Annotated in this window: 18 protein-coding genes; 14 read left to right on the top strand and 4 right to left on the bottom strand. The window is 36.5% G+C overall.

Features of this window, described 5'->3' with window-relative positions; translation table 11 throughout:
* Nucleotides 1-60: 60 nt before the first annotated feature.
* The 6 genes from elrR to elrE all read left to right on the top strand — a co-directional run bounded on the left by elrR (nt 61) and on the right by elrE (nt 6,399).
* Nucleotides 61-966, top strand: coding sequence for an Rgg family transcriptional regulator ElrR (gene elrR / locus IGJ37_RS10235; protein WP_002385708.1), 906 nt, complete (start codon nt 61-63; stop codon nt 964-966).
* 189 nt (nt 967-1,155) lie between these two features.
* A complete protein-coding gene (gene elrA / locus IGJ37_RS10230) occupies nt 1,156-3,327 on the top strand; it encodes an enterococcal leucine-rich protein ElrA (protein WP_252671552.1) in 2,172 nt (723 codons plus the stop codon).
* Nucleotides 3,328-3,330: 3 nt separating this feature from the next.
* Nucleotides 3,331-3,699, top strand: coding sequence for an LPXTG anchor domain-containing protein ElrB (elrB, locus tag IGJ37_RS10225; protein WP_325815102.1), 369 nt, complete (start codon nt 3,331-3,333; stop codon nt 3,697-3,699).
* Nucleotide 3,700: 1 nt separating this feature from the next.
* Nucleotides 3,701-4,483 carry a WxL domain-containing protein ElrC gene (gene elrC, locus IGJ37_RS10220; RefSeq protein ID WP_002362540.1) on the top strand — a complete coding sequence of 261 codons (783 nt, stop codon included), beginning with the start codon at nt 3,701-3,703 and terminating at the stop codon, nt 4,481-4,483.
* A gap of 39 nt (nt 4,484-4,522) precedes the next feature.
* Nucleotides 4,523-5,299 carry a WxL domain-containing protein ElrD gene (gene elrD, locus IGJ37_RS10215; RefSeq protein ID WP_002414060.1) on the top strand — a complete coding sequence of 259 codons (777 nt, stop codon included), beginning with the start codon at nt 4,523-4,525 and terminating at the stop codon, nt 5,297-5,299.
* Nucleotides 5,300-5,373: 74 nt separating this feature from the next.
* Nucleotides 5,374-6,399 (top strand): transmembrane protein ElrE, encoded by a 1,026-nt coding sequence (elrE, locus tag IGJ37_RS10210; protein ID WP_325815101.1) that lies wholly within the window; start codon nt 5,374-5,376, stop codon nt 6,397-6,399.
* A gap of 36 nt (nt 6,400-6,435) precedes the next feature.
* Here elrE and IGJ37_RS10205 read toward each other — a convergent pair whose 3' ends face one another.
* The gene (locus IGJ37_RS10205) at nt 6,436-7,149 is read right to left on the bottom strand and encodes an HAD family hydrolase (RefSeq protein WP_002356474.1); all 714 of its coding nucleotides are present in this window, start codon (nt 7,147-7,149) and stop codon (nt 6,436-6,438) included.
* Nucleotides 7,150-7,476: 327 nt separating this feature from the next.
* On the opposite strand from IGJ37_RS10205, the gene IGJ37_RS10200 reads away from it, so the two are divergent.
* Nucleotides 7,477-9,192: an ABC transporter ATP-binding protein gene (locus IGJ37_RS10200; RefSeq protein WP_002394119.1), complete on the top strand. Its 1,716-nt coding sequence runs from the start codon at nt 7,477-7,479 to the stop codon at nt 9,190-9,192.
* Between the two features lie 43 nt (nt 9,193-9,235).
* On the opposite strand, the gene trpS is transcribed toward IGJ37_RS10200, so the two are convergent.
* Nucleotides 9,236-10,246 (bottom strand): tryptophan--tRNA ligase, encoded by a 1,011-nt coding sequence (gene trpS, locus IGJ37_RS10195; protein WP_002356476.1) that lies wholly within the window; start codon nt 10,244-10,246, stop codon nt 9,236-9,238.
* Nucleotides 10,247-10,605: 359 nt separating this feature from the next.
* On the opposite strand from trpS, the gene spxA reads away from it, so the two are divergent.
* The 4 genes from spxA to pepF all read left to right on the top strand — a co-directional run bounded on the left by spxA (nt 10,606) and on the right by pepF (nt 15,135).
* A complete protein-coding gene (spxA, locus tag IGJ37_RS10190) occupies nt 10,606-11,004 on the top strand; it encodes a transcriptional regulator SpxA (protein ID WP_002356477.1) in 399 nt (132 codons plus the stop codon).
* Nucleotides 11,005-11,346: 342 nt separating this feature from the next.
* The gene (locus IGJ37_RS10185) at nt 11,347-12,009 is read left to right on the top strand and encodes an adaptor protein MecA (protein WP_048737912.1); all 663 of its coding nucleotides are present in this window, start codon (nt 11,347-11,349) and stop codon (nt 12,007-12,009) included.
* A gap of 88 nt (nt 12,010-12,097) precedes the next feature.
* Nucleotides 12,098-13,276 carry a competence protein CoiA gene (locus tag IGJ37_RS10180; protein ID WP_104842233.1) on the top strand — a complete coding sequence of 393 codons (1,179 nt, stop codon included), beginning with the start codon at nt 12,098-12,100 and terminating at the stop codon, nt 13,274-13,276.
* A 47-nt stretch (nt 13,277-13,323) separates the two neighbouring features.
* Complete coding sequence (pepF, locus tag IGJ37_RS10175; protein ID WP_325815099.1) at nt 13,324-15,135, top strand: oligoendopeptidase F; 1,812 nt, start codon at nt 13,324-13,326, stop codon at nt 15,133-15,135.
* Between the two features lie 91 nt (nt 15,136-15,226).
* Here pepF and IGJ37_RS10170 read toward each other — a convergent pair whose 3' ends face one another.
* Both IGJ37_RS10170 and IGJ37_RS10165 read right to left on the bottom strand, forming a co-directional pair.
* Nucleotides 15,227-15,886 (bottom strand): ClpXP adapter SpxH family protein, encoded by a 660-nt coding sequence (locus tag IGJ37_RS10170; RefSeq protein ID WP_002356482.1) that lies wholly within the window; start codon nt 15,884-15,886, stop codon nt 15,227-15,229.
* 63 nt (nt 15,887-15,949) lie between these two features.
* Nucleotides 15,950-16,528, bottom strand: coding sequence for a CYTH domain-containing protein (locus tag IGJ37_RS10165; protein WP_002356483.1), 579 nt, complete (start codon nt 16,526-16,528; stop codon nt 15,950-15,952).
* A gap of 196 nt (nt 16,529-16,724) precedes the next feature.
* On the opposite strand from IGJ37_RS10165, the gene IGJ37_RS10160 reads away from it, so the two are divergent.
* From IGJ37_RS10160 to IGJ37_RS10150, 3 genes are read left to right on the top strand one after another with little or no spacing between them, the layout of a single operon-like run.
* Nucleotides 16,725-17,399: a GTP pyrophosphokinase gene (locus tag IGJ37_RS10160; protein ID WP_002356484.1), complete on the top strand. Its 675-nt coding sequence runs from the start codon at nt 16,725-16,727 to the stop codon at nt 17,397-17,399.
* Nucleotides 17,400-17,411: 12 nt separating this feature from the next.
* Nucleotides 17,412-18,209: an NAD kinase gene (locus IGJ37_RS10155; RefSeq protein ID WP_002356486.1), complete on the top strand. Its 798-nt coding sequence runs from the start codon at nt 17,412-17,414 to the stop codon at nt 18,207-18,209.
* Between the two features lie 7 nt (nt 18,210-18,216).
* Nucleotides 18,217-19,110: an RluA family pseudouridine synthase gene (locus IGJ37_RS10150; protein ID WP_252671554.1), complete on the top strand. Its 894-nt coding sequence runs from the start codon at nt 18,217-18,219 to the stop codon at nt 19,108-19,110.
* Nucleotides 19,111-19,125 lie beyond the last annotated feature (15 nt).

Below are 19,125 nucleotides of genomic sequence, written 5' to 3'. Positions count from 1 at the left end.
ACTTAGTTGCTATCTTATTTAAAGAGAAATGGAGTAATTCGTTTGAAACAAAAAGAATATATGGAATATCGGCCGCTAGGTGAAGAAATTGAACGGATTCGTAAAGGAAAAAATATTCCTCTGCGTGTCTTTGATGAAAATGGTGTTTCTAGTCGAAGTTATCAACGCTTTGTCCAAGGAAATAGTGAATTGCGTATTTCGGATTTAGCCATTATTGTCGAAATCTTGTCTATTTCGCCGATGGAAATGACAGAAAAATTAACGCCAATGTCCAAAACAGTTTTAGCTAAGGAGCAGTTTAATCAAGCAATCTTTAGTAAAAATTTTCAAGAAAGTAGTCGAATCGTTGCAGATTATCGGGCGTATTATGAGAAATCGTCTTTTGCTTTAGGAAAGCAAGAAGTAATGTATTCGATGTTGGCGTTGGAATATCTTTTTAACCCTCAAACAGTTGTGACAAAAGAAGAGATTATTGCATTAGAAAATCAGATTCTGGAACGATTAATTAATGCCGATGTGTATACTATTTTTAATTTGAAATTTTTAGCATTACAAAAAAATGTTGGCTTGCAGCCGTTTCCAACTTCGTTACTTTTTCGTGTACTACAATCTGTCAATGAGCGGGAAATTATTGATATTCGCTCGCTAGAAATTATCGAGCAAGTAATTATTGATTTTTTATTTGCGGCGATTGTCAGCCAAAATGTTCCCCATATTCTTCATGTATTAAGCATGTTTAAAGAATATGAAGTGGGTGAAAATAACTGGCGAATGATCCTCTGGAAAAAAATAGCAGAAAAAATAGAAATGATTTTAACCAATGAAGAAATATTCGCAGATTGGTCAATCTTTAAAGAACAGATCCTTTTATCTATCACATTGTTTTTACCAAAAGCCAAACAAGAATTTTTTGCTGGGCAATTGGAAAAAATAGAGGATAGTTTAAAAGAAATAAAAGAAAACTAGGCATAATTGAGAATTTGTCATAATACATTCTGGTTGTGTTTAGCGACAAAGAGCGCCAAATAGGGGTAGAAAACCCTATTTGGCGCTCTTTGTCTTGTCTATACAAATTAATTTGGACAGTTTGTCGTAATTGAACCCATTTTCAGTTGATATTCACTATAATTAAGAAAATATCAGGAGGTGAAGTTTATGAAAAAAATGTGCATCTCCGCAGTTAGTGCCTTACTTTTGGCTAATAGTTTATTACTTCCTGTAACAACTTTCGCCGAAACGACCGAAACAATCGCATCCTCCAGTGAAGAAAATGTTTCATCTGTTTCAGAAGAAAAGATTCCAGAAACTTCATCGGCAGAAGAGCAAAATTCAGCAACCAGTAGTTCGGAGATTCCCCAATCAGAAGAGTTAACGACTGTTGAAACAAGTGAAGAGCCGCCAAATGAAGCACTAGCGATAACGGAAGCACAACTGATGATGCCCCAATTATACGCAGGTGCTGTCTTAGATAAAGCGACGCCTATCAGTACACTATTTCCTGATCCAGCCTTTGCGGAAAATATCAGAAAACAGTTAAGCAAATCTCGGACCTCTAATACTGTCACCCAAGCAGAATTGGATAAACTGAATAAAGTTATTTTAGAAAATGTCGTTGTTTCTAATGTGGAAGGAGTTCAATACCTAAGAAACTTAGAAGAATTATCTTTTCAAGATTCACTCAATGTAACAGATTTGAGTCCTTTTGCTAAAGGTGAATTTAAGCTATTACGTTTTTTATATATGAGAAACAATAAAATAGCTGATCTTAGTCCGTTAGGTCAAGCAGGATTAATTAATTTAGAAGGCTTGTATGTTGAGAACAATCAATTAACGACATTAAATGGACTTGAAGGAATGGCTGCTTTAAAAAATTTAAGTATCCAAAATACGACAGATCATCCGTCAAAAATCACGCCGAATAATCGAGTGACTTCCTTCGACCCGCTTCGTTCTCTTCGTAATTTAGAAACCATTTGGGCTGCCAATAATCAGATTGCTACTTTAGATGGGCTTACGGAAGCAAATAACCTACTCCGTCTTTATGTGGAAAATAATCAATTAAAAACAATTGCGCCCTTGGCGAATAAGCCACGTCTAGAAGAGTTGAGTATTATGAATCAAACGATTGCTAGTCTGGAAGCTTTAAGCACTGTTCCTAATCTGCGTGTACTGTATGCAAGAAACAATCAAATTTCTTCCTTGGCACCGTTAGAGAAAACACTCAATCTAACAGTTTTAGATGTGGGAGAAAATCAAATTTCAGATATCAGTCCGTTAAAAGGCTTAACGGCCATTACAGGGCTAGATGTATCTAATCAAATGATTATCTTATCTTCTGTCGATTATATTGCTGGGAAACCACTGCAATTAAAAAATAAGGTGGTATCTCGTGATGGTCAACTATTTCCACCGCTGACGATTAGCCCTTATGGAAGTTACGATGCCACAAAAGGACTGTTTGAATGGAATTTACCCAAAGCTCATGAAGGCGTTTCTTATATCTGGGAATCAACAGATAAAGCATACTTAGGGAACTTTTCTGGAACAGTCGTCCAACCTGTCAAAGAAGTTTTCTTAAGTGAAACGAAACTATCTTGGTCAAAAGAGCGTATAGAAAAGTCGATGGAAAAAACAATCGATATTGATGACTTTCAAAAAACAGCCCTGCCTTTTTATTGGCAAGATGTCGATGCTGGGAATAGATTACAATTTATTGTCAAAAAAGAGGGCCAAGAAATCCAGAAATTAGCAGATGAAACAACCACTAATTCTAAAACATTTAAGGAAAAAGCCTTGTTATTACCAGAACTAACTTATGGAAAACAGCAGTTGGTCGTGGAAGTCTATGATAAAGGCTACAAGATTGATGAATTAGCGCTAACAGTCACTGTGGTTGGCTCTGTCAGGTTCAAAACGGTACCCACAGCGATTTCCTTTGGGAATGAGCTGCAAATCGCTAGTAGCACGACCCAATATCCAATTGTTTCCATGGATCAACCATTAGTGATACGGGATACTCGTCAAACAGGGAATAATTGGTCGCTTGCACTAACCGTTACTTCTGATTTCAAATCTGAATCAGGTGCTACGTTGCCGAATATTTTAAAATTTAGAACCAACCATCGCTTACAGGACATTCCAGAAGGCCAATCGATTCTTGTTCACAACCAAGTCAATGGACATCAAGAAACAAATATTTCTGATCAATGGAAAGAAAATGACCAAGAGTTGTTATTATCTGTTCCTGGAGGGACGGCCAAAACAGAAGAATACGAAGCAAAACTAACTTGGCACTTGATGGACGTACCTGATGGCAGTGCAAAATAGGGGGTGAGTCTTATCAAAAAAATAGTTAGCGGTGTATTGCTATTAGGATTGATTTCATCAGTTGATGTATTTGCTGAAACAAATGCCTATCCGACAAATGCAGAAGTTTCTTTTTATGGCGAGTATGAGCCACCAGCCAACAAAGAAAAACCAGATGGTAAGATACCACAGCGTTTCCCCAAGCAGTCGGAAGCAATACCAGCAGTGAGTGGAGAATCATTGAAGCATTCAACAAGTAAAACGGTTGATCAAAAAGGCTCAGTCTTCTTACCTCGAACTGGTACTAAACAGCAACAAATGTTTAATTATCTCGGAATAATAGTCATCTTTATGGCTAGTTTTATTTTAAAAAAAAGAAAGAAGGAACAATAAAATGAAAAAAATTATCTTATCAACAATCCCCGCTATCACTTTAGGCGTGGCTATTGCACCAGAAGTGAATGCAGAAGAAAAAAACTATGAATCAAATGCCATCGTAGAATTTACGCCGGATACCTCTATCAACAAACCAGTCGATCCAGTGAATCCAGATACCGAAAAACCTGTTGAACCCTTTGACCCAACGACACCAGACACAGGCAATAAGCCAAATGAAGGAACAACTGGTCCACTAAGTATCGATTATGCTTCTAGTTTAGACTTTGGCAAAAATAAAATTTCAAATAAAGATGAAAAATATTATGCAAATCCACAATACTTTTTCTTGGCAGACGGTTCTGGTCCTGATTTGACTAATCCTAAACCAAATTATGTACAAATTTCCGACAAACGCGGAACGAATGCCGGTTGGGCCTTAACAGTTAAACAAGAAACACAATTAACAGCGACAAAAGAAACATTAAATAAAGTTTTAGACGGTTCAGAAATTAAATTAAGTCAAAACAAAGCAGTGTCTAATTCCAAAGCAGTCACACCAACTGCGCATGAAGTAACTTTAGTAGCTGGCGATTCATCAAATGTGATGTCTGCCGCTGAAGGTCAAGGTTCTGGAACTTGGCTTAGTGCGTTCGGTGGGATTGAAAAAGTGGAAGTTGACGGTGAAAGCGTAGATAAAAATACAGCGATCACATTAACTGTACCAGGAGCAACACCAAAAGATGCTGTTCAATACAAAACTGTTTTAACATGGACAATCGCTGATTTACCAAGCGTATAATTATTGAAACTATAACAATAGAAGAGAAGGAGCACTAACATGAAAAAAATGACCATCGCAAGCAGCTTAATTTTAGCAACCATCGCGGTAGGCACACTACCAGTTCAAGCAGAGGAAGTGGCTAATCGCGACACAGATGCTATTGTAAAATTTAAAGCACCAGATGAAAAAGATCCTAACAGCAAAAATCCTGTAGTGGATCCAGAAGACAAAGACGGCAAAGATCCTGTGACACCTATCGACCCAGTAAATCCTGACAAACCAGTTGATGAAGGTTCTACAGGCCCCTTAACCTTGGACTATGCTTCAAGTTTAAACTTTGGTGAAAATATCATCAGCACAAAAGATGAAATCTATTTTGCATCAGCACAAGTTTTAAAAGATAAAAATAATGTTGAAAAAACGGGTCCATTATTTGCTCAAATTACAGATAATCGTGGAACTTTAGAAGGCTGGACTTTATCTGCAAAACAAAATTCTGCATTTACTTCTGCTACAAAAGGTCAGACACTTGAAGGAACTGAAATTGTCTTTCAAAATGCTTCAGCTGTGACAGCAGGACAAAGCGCTGCACCAACAAGTTTAGCGAGCGTAACTTTTGGTACAGTGGGTGAAAGTCATAACGTGATGGTAGCCGCAACAGATCAAGGTGCTGGGAAATGGTCATACTTATACGGCAATGCTAGTTCAATTGCTGAAGTTGACGGCCGTCAAGTAATGAAAGATGTTCAATTAAAAGTGCCAGGTAAATCAGTTAAATTAAACGATGCCTACAAAACAACAATTACTTGGACATTAGCTAATACGCCAGCATAAAAAGAACCTTTTTGGAGAAAGGAAGAGAGGAACTCAGCCTTTCTCCTTTACATAGAAATGGAATGTAGAGCGAAATGAAAAATAGATATTTTATTCTGATGATCCTAAGTTTTTATTTCTTTGCTTTTGGGATTGAAACCTCAGCAGCAGAATTACGATTTAGTGTTGAAACAGAAATTCCAGAAAACCAAATAGATAAAACAAAAACATATTTTGATTTAATGATGAAACCAGACCAAGAACAAATTTTGAAAGTTCGAGCGGCCAATAATACAGATGAAAATTTAGTGATTGATGTTAGTGTGAAGTCGGCCACAACAAACAGCAACGGAGTGATTGAATATGGTGAGTCGTTGACAGCATTAGATAAATCTGCACCAGCAGATTTATCAGAAATCATTCAACTGAAAGACGGCGGTGAGAGTGTTGAATTGCCTGCTAAAAGTGAAAAAGTAGTTGAATTGCGAGTGAAGATGCCTAAAGAAGAGTTTTCAGGGCAACTAGCGGGCGGGATCACGTTTAGTGAAAAAGTCGATGAAACGAAAGACAAGCAAAAAGAAAATACAAACGGCTTAGCAATTGAAAATCGCTATGCCTATACAGTAGCTGTTTTACTTCGAGAAAATGAAACAGTTGTACAACCAGAATTGTCTTTAGAGAAAGTTGAACCGACGCAAAGAAATGCGCGCAGTGTTATTTCTGCAACACTGTTAAACCATGAAGCAGCCTATCTTCAATCAATGAAAGTAACGGCAAATGTTAAAAATAAGAAAACAAATAACGTTATTTTAGAGAAAGAACAAGAAGATATGCAAATGGCGCCCAATTCAATTTTTAATTTCCCTATTCCTTATGAAGAAAATGAAATGGAAGCTGGAACGTATGTATTGGCAATGACTGTGGAAGGCTCAGGAAAAAAATGGCAATTTACGAAAGAATTTACAATCTCAAAAGAGGAAGCAAAAACATTTAATGAGAAAGATGTAACCGTCAAAAAAACGGAATCTAAACTTATTTATCTCTTAATCGGTTTATTGCTCCTTTTACTGATAATCTGCCTGTTCATCATTTTACGTCTGAAAAAACAAAAAAATAAATAAAAAAAGCCGTTCTTCAATTTGAAGAGCGGCTTTTTTTTAAAGATTAAATAATTTCTCCACAGTCGGACAAAGTTCGGTGAAACAAGTGACTTCTGCAAGGTGTGATGCAGGTTGGCAACTTGGTAGTTCACGAGAGCGGTGGTTAAACCAAAGAGAATGCCAGCCACCATTACGTGCGCCTACAATATCATTGTCATAACTATCACCAACATATAAAGTATGTTCAGGTTCCATACAAAATTGATTACAGGCTAAATCAAAAATTTCCTTTTCAGGTTTTTGAAAACCCGTACTTTGAGAAATAATGATATTTTGGCTTGGAACCCATTTTTCAAGATTCAATTGTTTAACTTTTTTAAATTGATGGTCTGTTGGACCATTTGTAATAATCCCCATCGGAATTTCTTTCTCTTGTAAAGTATCAAGAAGCTTAGTAACTTCTGGATGCATCGTAATATTATCCAATTCTTCTTCATAAACTTGTTGGAAAATTTTTCCTTCTTCTTGTGAAATTCCTGGATAGTTTAGATCCTTTAATGTTTCATTCATCCGGAAAAACCGCATGAAATCTAGGGACCATTCATTGGCTAAAACTTTCGGAAACGTTTCATCGCTGTGGTGTCTAAAACGAAGATACAATTCATGCATATCCTCTGTCGCAACGTTTGGGAAAATTTTAGTCATCGCATTTCGAAAGGGTTGTTGCTGATCGTACAGCGTGTCATCAACATCAAAAACAATGGTTCTCATTTAACAAGTGCACCTCTTAACTTTTTTACAAAACTTTTCATATGTTATATTGTAGCCGATATTTTCACAAATAAATAGAGTATTTTTCACTGTATTTCAAGGTTTTGTACAGAAATCAAAGCCTTGCGGGAAAAGACAATTATAGTTATTTTTACCGAAAAAATGGAAACGATAAATGAAAAAATATTCTGATAATGAAAAGTTTGTGAAAATGATTTTGAGTCAAAGTTACTTAAATAACACATGTTCTGATATAAGTTAGAATTTTGCAAGAGACAGTCTTTTTCCGTATAATGAATGAGAATGAAGGGGGAGAGTTAGGGAGTTATGTTAAAGCGTTTTTTTGGGTATTATCGGCCGTATCGTCGATTATTTATTTTGGATTTTGGGTGTGCCGTTTTTGCGGGGCTGTTAGAGTTGGCTTTTCCAGTAGCAGTCAACCAAGTAATTGATAAGATTATGCCAAAAGGAGATTTTCGCCTCATTGCATTAGCTAGTGCGGGCTTATTTGCATTTTATATAATCAATACGTTTTTACAATTTATTGTGGTTTATTTTGGTCATATGTTAGGCGTGAATATTGAAACAGATATGCGTGAAGAATTATATCAACATCTGCAAACACAACCGTTTGAGTATTATGATAATCAAAAAACAGGGAAATTAATGAGCCGTTTGACCACTGATCTTTTTGAAATTTCGGAAGTGGCGCATCATGGTCCAGAAGACGTCTTTATTACGATTATGACGTTAGCAGGTTCTTTTTTATTAATGTTAACCATTCACGTGAAATTAGCCATCGCTACGTTTATTTTATTGCCATTTATCACGATTGCGCTAGGCTATTTTAATAAAAAAATGACAAAAGCGAATACGGATATTTACGATAATTTAGGTGAATTTAATGCTGGGATTGAAGCGTCAGTAAGTGGGATACGTGTCACGCAATCTTTTGCAAATGAACCATTTGAACGAAAACAGTTTAATTATTTAAATCAAATGTATCGAAAATCGAAATTATATTTTTATAAAGTGATGGGTGTCAGTTCCGCCTATAATTACTTATTAATTCGTCTGATAAATTTATTTTCATTAATTTTTGGTGCGTATTATACAATTAAAGGAGAAATTACAGAAGGACAGTTTGTAGGATTTATTTTATTAGCCAATATTTTTATTCGGCCGATTGAAAAAGTCAACAATATGATTGAAAGCTATCCCAAAGGATTTGCTGGCTTTAAACGTTTTACGGAAGAAATGGACAAACAACCGTCCATCAAAGATTTGCCAGGAGCTGTTGCTGTTTCGCATTTAGAGGGAACGATTGCCTATAAAGATGTTTCATTTGCTTATGAAGATGGCACAAAAGTTTTAGACCATATCAATTTAAAAATTCAACCTGGTGAAACCGTTGCTTTTGTTGGACAAAGTGGTTCAGGAAAAACGACCTTGTGCAATCTGTTGCCTCGTTTTTATGAAGTCAGTAGTGGTGAAATTACGATTGACGGTAGAAATATCCAGCAAATGACCTTGGCTTCATTACGTAAGCAAATTGGAATTGTTCAACAAGATGTGTTTTTATTCCCTGGAACATTACGAGAAAATATTGCTTATGGGAATTTAAATGCTACAGAAATAGACATTCAACAAGCGGTGAAATTAGCACATTTAGAACATGTAATTCAGCTAATGCCAGATGGCTTGGACACAATTATTGGCGAACGTGGCGTGAAATTATCGGGCGGTCAAAAGCAACGAGTGGCAATTGCGCGAATGTTCTTGAAGAACCCGCCGATTTTAATTCTAGATGAAGCGACTTCTGCATTAGATACAGAAACAGAGCAAGTGATTCAAGAGTCATTAAACTCGTTAGCTGACGGGCGAACAACATTAATTATTGCCCACAGACTGGCAACGATTAAACATGCTGATCGAATAATCGTAGTGAGTGACCAAGGAATTTTAGAAGATGGAACACATGAAACTTTGTACGCGCAAAGAGGTCACTATCGTCGGCTGTACGATGCTCAATTTAGAACATAAAAAAACCCGCGAATAAAACTTCGCGGGTTTTTATTATGTTTAGTTAGCGCCGAACTTTTCTTCCCAAACCAACAGCATTTTTCATTCGTTGAAGTGTTTTGTTGGCTACCAGGCGAGCGTTTTCTGCGCCCTCATCTAAAATCATATCTAATTCTTCTGAAGCTAGAAGCTCTTGGTAGCGCACTTGAATAGGTTCTAATAAGGCAACTACTGCTTCTGCTAAATCTGCTTTGAAGTCTCCATAGCCTTTGCCTTCGTATGCTTGAACAAGTTCCTCAACAGTTTGACCTGTCGCAGCAGAATAAATATTTAGTAAGTTAGTAATACCAGGCTTTTCTTCTTTATTATATTCAATTACACCAGTTGAATCAGTTACAGCAGAGCGGATTTTTTTGCGAATCACTGCTGGCTCATCAAGCATTGAAATAAAGCCCTTCACATTTGTATCAGACTTACTCATCTTTTTCGTTGGTTCTTGTAAGCTCATAATTCGACTACCTTGCTCAGCGATTTTTACTTCAGGCATCGTTAAAATTTCTTGATTTTTTTGGGCGTAACGTTTGTTGAAGCGTTCCACAAAATCACGTGTTAATTCTAAGTGTTGTTTTTGATCATCTCCGACTGGCACTAAGTCAGCGTTGTACAACACGATATCACCAACCATTAATGGAGGGTATGTTAAAAGACCAGCGCTTACGCCAGCACGACCATTTTTTTGCGATTTATCTTTAAATTGTGTCATTCGCTCTAACTCACCAATAGAAGTATTGCACTGAATGATCCAACCAGCTTCTGCATGGGCACTCACTTCAGACTGTATGAAAATTGTTGCTTTTTGTGGGTCTAAACCAACCGCTAGGTAAAGAGCTGCTAAGCTACGAATTTGCTGGCGTAGCTTTTGCGGTTCTTGGGGAACGGTAATGGCATGTTCATCCACAATACAAAAATAACAATTGTATTCATTTTGTAATTCGATAAATTGTTTCATTGCACCAATGTAATTTCCGATTGTCGGAGTACCACTGGGCTGAATACCAGAAAAAATTGTTTTCATTAAATAACCACCTGACTTTAGACTTAAGATAGTGAATAGTTCTATTATACATTTTATTAGAAAAAAATACATGGGAACTTCTTGAAAAATCACCAAGAGAAGTAAATTATAACAGCAACCATAAAAATAGAAAACTGTATTACTTTTTTACAGAATCATAACGAATATCCATAAAATTTCATAAAAATTAACCCTAATTTTACACGGATGTAATGAAGGAAAAATAAACAAAGTTAATAAAAAATGTTTAAAAACCCCTAGTATTTTTATTAGAAATTAGGTATACTGGTTTTAAATAGAGGAACAGTACAGTTCCCTGTTTCAGAAACGCGATGATTCGCGAAAAGGAGTGATGCACAATGTTGACACTTTATACTTCCCCAAGTTGCACGTCATGTCGTAAGGCTAGAGCCTGGTTGCAAGAGCACGAAATTCCTTTTAAAGAAAGAAATATTTTTTCTGAACCTTTAAATATTGAGGAATTAAAAGCAATTTTAATCATGACAGAAGATGGAACAGAAGAGATTATCTCTACTCGCTCTAAAGTTTTCCAAAAATTAAATATGGATTTGGACGAGCTTCCACTTCAAGATTTATTAGAGTTGGTTCAAGAAAACCCTGGATTGTTGCGTCGGCCAATTATGATTGATGAGAAAAGATTACAAGTCGGTTTTAACGAAGATGAAATTCGCCGATTCTTACCAAGAGATGTTCGACAACTGGAATTGCGCCAAGCACAATTAATGGCAGGTTTATAAAAAATATAAAATTTTGTTCTTTATTTGTTAATTGTAATAAAGAACGATTCATATGAATTTAGGGCCAGGGATTTTTATCTCTGGCTTTTTAATACATATTTAGAACTTGTATTCATTTGATTTGGCAGAACGTGGTCAAGGAAAAATAGTATCTTTTTTGGAGAGACTGCGTTAAGATGAAGAGGTAGAAGGAGCGAAAAACCAATCGTTAAAAAAGTTCAAAGTTTATAAAACGTTCGCTAGTTTTCGAGGATTTACAGACTTTCCACTTTACTTTTGTGTAGTTTTCGCTACAATGAACGTAAGAAGTTTCCTGATTGAAGCAAAGAGAGGTGTAGCGCTATGGAAATGGAACATATTAATGAAAATACGATTCGTGTGTTAATTGGCAACGAAGACCTGGCGGATAGAGGGATTACTTTTCTTGACTTACTAGGAAACCACAAAGATGTTGAAAATTTCTTTTATAGTATTTTAGAAGAAGTTGATGTCGAAGATGAATTCCAAGGCAGTGAAGCAGTCACTTTCCAAGTCTTGCCTAAAAATGATGGTTTAGAACTGTTTATTAGTAAAAATGTCGCTATGGACGACTTGTCTTCCTTAGAAGGTCTGAGCGAAGTCAATGCAGATGTTAGCGAATTAATTCGCAAACAAATTGAAGCAGACAAAGCAGCCGCCGATGAACTTGATGAGATGGAAGTCACAGATGAAACAAACAGAAATGTAATCTTTGAATTAGATAATTTTGAAGCGATGATTCAATTATCCAAAGAAGTCTTCATGCAATCTGTTTTGACTAACTTATACACGTACAACGATCGTTATTACTTACAAGTTTTGTTCTTAACCGATGAATTAGAAAAAACAAATGTTGATAATGAAATTGCACAAATTTTAGAATTTGCTCATAAAACAACTGTCACTCAGGATACTTTAGTCGAATATGGCACTTGTATTATGGAACGCAGTGCGTTGGAATTAACACGTTATTACTTTAATGATTAAGCAAAAAAGCAAAAACTTTCGAGTTTTTGCTTTTTTTTTGATGAAAATTAAGAAACTTTGCGTAGTTTATTTATGAGAGGTGAAAATCATGTTAACAGCTTTAACGGCAGACAACCAAGAATTATTTTCTTTAATCGATTGCTCGATTGATGAATTAACACAGATACGAAGCGAACAAGCTTTTGTGTGTCCAATGTGTCATCAATCGGTCATTTTGAAGGCAGGCCCCATTAAAATACCCCATTTTGCTCATCGTAAAAAGAATAGTTGTTGGTACGAAGCAGAAGCTGAAACAGAAGAACACCTCCGCTTGAAGCAGCTTTTTGCGGAAAAGTGTTTACGTGAAAAGCTGTCCTTTCAAGTTGAGGCATACTTACCCGCCTTGAAGCAACGCCCAGATTTACTCATTGGGAAGATAGCCATTGAAATTCAATGTAGTCCATTGCCAATTAAACGTTTGGTGGAACGGACGGAGACTTATCAAACTCATGGCTATCAAGTTGTTTGGATTTTAGGTGAACGATTAGTGCCTAAAGACAAGCTCACGCAATTAACGAAACAATTTCTTTACTTTTCGGAGTCCTTGGGGTTTTATTTATGGACGGCCAATAAGAAACAAGAACGAATAGAATTACTTTGTCATATTGAAGAGAGTCAATGTCAACAATTTTATAGAAGAAAACAATCATGGGATTTTTACGAAAAAAAATTACTAGAAATCTTCCGACTACCGACCGCTAATTTAAATTTACTGCCAAATAGACGGCACACTGGTCAATTGATGCATGATTATTATCAAAAATTGACTCAACAACTTGGTTACAGAAATGCTCAGTTGCTTAGAACACAGAGCTTTTTATATACGAAAGGTTGTCACCTTCTCCAGTTACCTCCTTGGTTTTACTATCCTGGATTGAAGCTATTACCTTCTTCTGAAGAAGATATTCATTTAAAAATGCTTGTTTGGGAAGCACTAAAAACCGAAGAAGAGCGTTTAGTGACCAAACAGGAACTATGGCGTATCTTGGAAGCTATTTTTTTTGAAGAAGGGAACTTTGTTTGGCAGCCACTGCCGAATATTGGCTTAAAAAAGCTTTTTAAAATTGTGGGAAATAACTTATTGAGATGGTTACAAGAATGTTATGTGTTAATTAAAGTAAACAATAAGTACCTAATAACTAGTATTTTCCTAAGAGAAGATCCTGAAAAGCTCATTCATTGGCTAAAAAAAGTGAAAAAACAACATTTTTTTAGTCACACGTGTTAAATTATGATAGTATAATGAGTAAAACGTTTCTTAAAGGAGAGTAAACTATGAGCGAAATTAAACAATTACCAACACGTGATGAAGTTCCAACTCCATTGACTTGGGAATTAACCAAAATTTTTAAAGATGATGCTGCTTTTGATGTTGCGTATAATCAGTTGACAGAAGAGCTAAATCAAGCAGAATCATTTAAAGGTACCTTAGGGAATGGTGCAGAAGCTTTTCTAGCTGCGTTAGAATACGTTTTAGATGTCTATAGAAAAGTGGAAACATTATATGTCTATTCTCATTTAAAAAATGATCAAGACACTACAAATACAGCTTACCAAGCTTTATATGCCAGAGCTAGTTCTTTATATGCACAAGTTAGTGAAGCTGTTTCTTGGTTTGACCCAGAGGTTTTAACATTAAGTGATGAACAAATCTGGGGATATTTTGAAGAGCAGCCCAAATTAGCTGTTTATCGTCACTATATTCAAAATATTTTAGATGAACGTCCCCATGTTTTATCGATGGAACAAGAAGCTTTACTGGCGGGGGCTAGTGAAATTTTTGGTGCCTCAAGTAATACATTTTCAATTTTAAATAATGCAGACTTAGAATTTCCAACTGTGCAAAATGCTGAAGGCGAAACGATTCAACTTTCTCATGGCGTTTATGGTCAGTTAATGGAAAGTGTCGATCCATCTGTTCGTGAAGCAGCATTTAAAGGTTTGTACAAAGTGTACAAACAATTTAGAAATACCTTAGCCTCAACTTTAGGTGCACATGTTAAAACGCATAATTATAAAGCAAAAATTAGAAATTATGATTCTGCTCGGGCAGCATCTTTAGCAAGTAATCATATCCCTGAAAGTGTTCACGAAACATTAGTAGCTGTAGTAAATAAACATTTACCTTTGCTACATCGTTATGTAAAATTAAGAAAAAAATTATTAAACGTAGAAGAATTACACATGTACGACTTGTATGCGCCTTTGCTAGGTGAAGCACCAATTCGTTACAGCTATGAAGAAGCAAAAGAAAAAGCAATTGAGGCTTTAAAACCACTAGGTGAAGACTATTTATCTATTGTTAAAGAAGCTTTTTCAAGTCGTTGGATTGATGTGATTGAAAATCAAGGAAAACGAAGCGGCGCATATTCTTCAGGAGCTTATGATACAGCCCCATACATTTTAATGAATTGGCATGATAGTTTGGATCAACTATTTACATTAGTCCATGAGATGGGCCATAGTGTTCATAGTTACTATACAAGAAATAATCAGCCGTATGTTTATGGCGACTATTCAATTTTCTTAGCTGAGATTGCTTCAACCACAAATGAAAATATTTTAACAGAATATTTATTACAAACAGAAACAGATCCTAAAGTACGTGCGTATGTCTTAAATCACTATTTAGACGGCTTTAAGGGAACCATTTTCCGTCAAACGCAATTTGCGGAATTTGAACATTTTATTCACACGGAAGATGCTAAAGGCACGCCATTAACAAGTGAATATTTGAGTGAGTATTATGGCGAGCTCAATGCTAAATATTATGGACCAGAAGTAGTTAGAGACGAAGAAATCAGTTACGAATGGGCGAGAATTCCACATTTTTATTACAATTACTATGTTTATCAATATGCAACTGGCTTCTCAGCCGCTTCGGCATTGTCTAAACATATTTTAGCTGGAGAAGAGGGAGCTTTAGAGAACTATCTTAACTACTTGAAAGCAGGAAGTAGTGACTTCCCAATTGAAGTGATGAAAAAAGCGGGCGTGGATATGACACAAGCCGCGTATATCGAAGATGCAATGAAAGTTTTTGAAGAACGTTTAACGGAATTAGAAGCTTTGGTTGAAAAATTATAGACAAAGAAGTGGGATATAAGTCCAAATGACTTATATCCCACTTTTTAACTCTTAAGATAATTGGTTAACAGCTTTCGTCGCAGCATCTTTTTTATAATAAATGTAAATGTCCATTTGGAAAATGATAATTGGAGCGACGTTTAAATTCAAAGGTTGCGTCACCTTGGTCTAGCAACGGTTCGTTATGTGGATGGACACGACAAAGTTGTTTAATTTCATCCATGTTTTCAAAATTTTCGACTAAAATGCCGAAATCGTTCTCGCAAGTATAGTTGTAAACGACTGCGGTAGGATGTTGTTTAATCCCCATTTCTCGAGCAACTTTTTGGTCGGTTTGGAAAGATTCTTTGACAAAATCGGATTGTCGGTCTTTACGATACATATCAATATCCCCGCCGGCCGCTAGAAGTAGTTCTTCTGATAACTCAGGAGAGTAAGCTAGACCGTCTTCAGCTACTGCTTTTTGTAAGCCAATCAACAATTGTCGGCCTTTTTTTCGGCCTTGTAACTGTGCTGCTTTATAGTCAAGAGCGGCTGAGTATAAATCTTCAAAAATTCGATTCCGTCGTTTAATGTCATTAATCGGAATATGTTGACGACTCAAAAATTCATTGATCGTTTTCATGTTTAATAAAGGAATAAAGCGCAATTGTATTTTCTTCTTGTCGTTAACAGACAATTGTATAATTTCTTTTTCAATTTCTAAACAGACGCCGCCTAAAGGATTGACGAACAAATAAATTTCAACCATTCATACTTCCTCCAATGCCATGCTTTTTCAAATACAGGTGCCAGAACGTCAGTGCTTCGAATACTAAGGGGCAGTGGTCCGCATCATGCGTTGAATCTTGTTAGGTGCAAGCGTAATGGGAATGTTCAAATCAGCCATTAATGTTTGAAACGCTTGCTTGCCGCTTTCAGCTTCAGTAACTTCTAACTCTAATTCAAAATCGTGCTGTTGGTTATACCAACTTTCGTCTAACGCAAGTAGTCCTTGAGGAATTTGTTTTTCTGCACGTGCTGTTTTTAATGAACCAATTAAATGGATCGAGGCGATTTCAATACCTAATTCTTGTAATTTCTTCGCCACAGCCCCCTCAGTAGGGAGGTGATTCCTTTTGATAAAGTGGTTCGCCGTCTCAAGCGATAAAGGGTCATTGATTTCTAATAATCCTTCTGGCGCAGGAACTTTTAAGGTTAACTCACCACGATCTGCTAATACGCGAATTCTTAAGCCCATTCGTTGTGCTTTTAATTGAAAATCGTCCGTATCAAAATAATGATTTGTTTGCGTAAAAAAGTCCGTTTTTTGAATAGCAAAATGGTCGATTAATCGTTTGAAATCTTGCGGACTAACTAATGTTTTAAATTCAATTTCTAAGTGCTCACTCATGGGGTTCTCTCTCTTTCTTAAATCACTCCAATTTTCACATATTATATAGGTTTCCGTCAAGAAAAGTGGTCTTCTCTGTGAAAAATTTTTCTAATGAAAGGCGTTTGGAAATCAAATAGCGAATAACACCCTATTTTAGGGAGGACTGTGGTAAAATAATCAGTGAATGAAATTCAAGGAAATTGAGGGATCTACCATGGAACGAGAGTGGGAGCTGTTTTTAGCGCCATATGAACAGGCGGTCAGCGAATTAAAAGTAAAACTACGAGGTATTCGTAAACAATTTCGGGAGCAAGATAAACACATACCAATTGAATTCGTTACAGGACGTGTGAAACCAGTAGATAGTATTTTGACAAAGACGGCTATTCGGCATATTCCTTTAAATCGGATTGAAGAAGAAATGCAAGACATTGCTGGTTTGCGGATTATGTGCCAATTTGTGGAAGACATTTACCAGGTAGTCGCACTTTTAAGAAATCGTAAAGACTTAAAAATTGTGGAAGAACGGGACTACATTGAAAATAAAAAAGAAAGTGGCTATCGTTCGTACCATGTGGTGGTGGAATATCCTGTGCAATTAGTCACCGGGGAAAAGATTATTTTGGCCGAAATCCAAATTCGGACACTCTCCATGAATTTTTGGGCAACGATTGAACATTCTTTGAATTATAAATATCAAGGTGTCTTTCCTGAAGAAATGAAAGAACGCCTTCAGCGAGCGGCAGAGGCAGCCTATTTATTAGATGAAGAGATGTCATCTATCCGTGAAGAAATTCAAGAAGCACAACATTACTTCTCTCATGGCCGTGGATTGTTAGAAAACGAATACTATAAGCAAATTAAAAACGAAACACCAGAAAATCAGTAAAGGAGTCTGCTTATGAAAGTGGCGATTGTTCATAACTCGGAAGAAAAATCGAAACAAGTCACAAAACAACTGACAACACTATTAGAGCAAAACCAAATTCAAATAGACAATCGTCAACCTGAACTTGTGATTTCAGTCGGCGGAGATGGTACGCTTCTTTCCGCTTTTCATCGATTTAATCATCTGTTAAACGAAGTAAGTTTCTTAGGTGTACATACCGGACACTTGGGTTTCTATACAGATTGGCGTGATTATGAATTAAAAGAACTAGTTGAGAGTTTGTGTATTCATCGTGAAAAAAGTACGAGTTATCCATTATTAGATGTGCGGATTCGGTTTAGAGATGGGAAACCAGATAAACATTTTTTAGCATTAAATGAATCAACAATTAAACGAGGAAACCGGACGATGGTGGGCGATGTGTTTATTAAAGACGAACTGTTTGAACGATTTCGTGGTGACGGGTTGTCGATTTCGACCCCAACCGGCTCTACTGCGTATAATAAAAGTATTGGTGGAGCTGTTTTGCATCCTAGCATTAATGCGTTTCAGTTAACCGAAATCGCCTCCTTAAACAATCGTGTCTTTCGAACATTGGGTTCACCGATTGTAATCGCACATACGGAGTGGCTGGAGATTAAATTACAGGAAAGTGATGATTATTTTGTCACGGTGGACCAATTAGATATTTATCAAGAAAATATCGCTTCTGTCTGCTATCGAATTGCAGACGAACGGATTCATTTTGCCTCTTATCGGCACATGCATTTCTGGCATCGAGTGAAAGATGCCTTTATTGGTGAGGATTAATTAAACGATGGAATTTCAATGGACATATGACAAAGAAACAACACAACAAGTGAAATATTTTTTAAAGGAACAAGGTGTTTCAAAAGGGTTATTAGCAAAGGTGAAATTTCAGGGTGGTAAAATTCAAGTGAATGGGACCGTTCAAAATGCCATCTATCCTTTACAAACTGGCGATGTCGTTAAAATGACGATTCCAGATGAAGCGGAACATGAGACATTATTAACAGATGATGAACCGATTGAAATTGTGTTTGAAGATGATCATTTTTTAGTAGTTAATAAGCCTGCTGGCATTGCCTCAATACCTGCTCAGTATCATCCTTCAGGAACGATGGCGAATCGTGTTAAGGGCTATTACAAGCGTCAAAATTACGTGAATCAAGTTATTCATGTCGTGACTCGTTTAGATCGAGATACTTCTGGGCTGATGTTATTTGCGAAACACGGCTTTGCTCATGCTTTAATTGATCAAGAATTACGAGAAAAAAAGGTGACAAAAATTTATTATGCCCTTGTTGGTGGAGCGATTGAGCAGTTAAACGAGCATCAATTGATTGAAAAGCCAATTGGGCGCGACTTGTCCTCTTTATTAAAACGCCAAGTTATCGAAACAGGTCAATTTGCTAGTACAGAATATTGGCTCGCAAAAAGAGGAGCCCAAGCAGCAGCTGTGCGCATTCAGCTCCATACAGGACGAACACATCAAATTCGGGTACATTTTGAAGCAATTGGCTGTTCATTGTTAGGGGATGAGATGTATCATGGAAAGATGGATCAAGGAATTGAGCGGCAAGCGTTGCATTGCATGGAACTAATTTTTATTCATCCTTTTACCAAAGAAACGGTTCATCTGATTTCCCCACTAGCGGAGGATATGAAAAGTGTAGATGATACGTTATAATAATAAAGAGGCAGG

The organism is Enterococcus sp. AZ104, assembly GCF_050546705.1.
Lineage (GTDB): Bacteria > Bacillota > Bacilli > Lactobacillales > Enterococcaceae > Enterococcus > Enterococcus faecalis.
This window is presented reverse-complemented; position numbering and strand designations above follow the sequence as displayed.

Bases quoted from the DNA above. Each gene is read 5' to 3' on its own strand.
- trpS (WP_002356476.1), bottom strand. From the start codon at position 10,246: ATGAAAACAATTTTTTCTGGTATTCAGCCCAGTGGTACTCCGACAATC.
- IGJ37_RS10165 (WP_002356483.1), bottom strand. From the start codon at position 16,528: ATGAGTGAGCACTTAGAAATTGAATTTAAAACATTAGTTAGTCCGCAA.
- spxA (WP_002356477.1), top strand. From the start codon at position 10,606: ATGTTGACACTTTATACTTCCCCAAGTTGCACGTCATGTCGTAAGGCT.
- pepF (WP_325815099.1), top strand. From the start codon at position 13,324: ATGAGCGAAATTAAACAATTACCAACACGTGATGAAGTTCCAACTCCA.
- IGJ37_RS10205 (WP_002356474.1), bottom strand. From the start codon at position 7,149: ATGAGAACCATTGTTTTTGATGTTGATGACACGCTGTACGATCAGCAA.
- elrA (WP_252671552.1), top strand. From the start codon at position 1,156: ATGAAAAAAATGTGCATCTCCGCAGTTAGTGCCTTACTTTTGGCTAAT.
- IGJ37_RS10200 (WP_002394119.1), top strand. From the start codon at position 7,477: ATGTTAAAGCGTTTTTTTGGGTATTATCGGCCGTATCGTCGATTATTT.
- elrE (WP_325815101.1), top strand. From the start codon at position 5,374: ATGAAAAATAGATATTTTATTCTGATGATCCTAAGTTTTTATTTCTTT.
- IGJ37_RS10170 (WP_002356482.1), bottom strand. From the start codon at position 15,886: ATGGTTGAAATTTATTTGTTCGTCAATCCTTTAGGCGGCGTCTGTTTA.
- IGJ37_RS10180 (WP_104842233.1), top strand. From the start codon at position 12,098: ATGTTAACAGCTTTAACGGCAGACAACCAAGAATTATTTTCTTTAATC.
- elrC (WP_002362540.1), top strand. From the start codon at position 3,701: ATGAAAAAAATTATCTTATCAACAATCCCCGCTATCACTTTAGGCGTG.
- IGJ37_RS10185 (WP_048737912.1), top strand. From the start codon at position 11,347: ATGGAAATGGAACATATTAATGAAAATACGATTCGTGTGTTAATTGGC.
- elrD (WP_002414060.1), top strand. From the start codon at position 4,523: ATGAAAAAAATGACCATCGCAAGCAGCTTAATTTTAGCAACCATCGCG.
- elrR (WP_002385708.1), top strand. From the start codon at position 61: ATGGAATATCGGCCGCTAGGTGAAGAAATTGAACGGATTCGTAAAGGA.
- IGJ37_RS10160 (WP_002356484.1), top strand. From the start codon at position 16,725: ATGGAACGAGAGTGGGAGCTGTTTTTAGCGCCATATGAACAGGCGGTC.
- IGJ37_RS10150 (WP_252671554.1), top strand. From the start codon at position 18,217: ATGGAATTTCAATGGACATATGACAAAGAAACAACACAACAAGTGAAA.
- IGJ37_RS10155 (WP_002356486.1), top strand. From the start codon at position 17,412: ATGAAAGTGGCGATTGTTCATAACTCGGAAGAAAAATCGAAACAAGTC.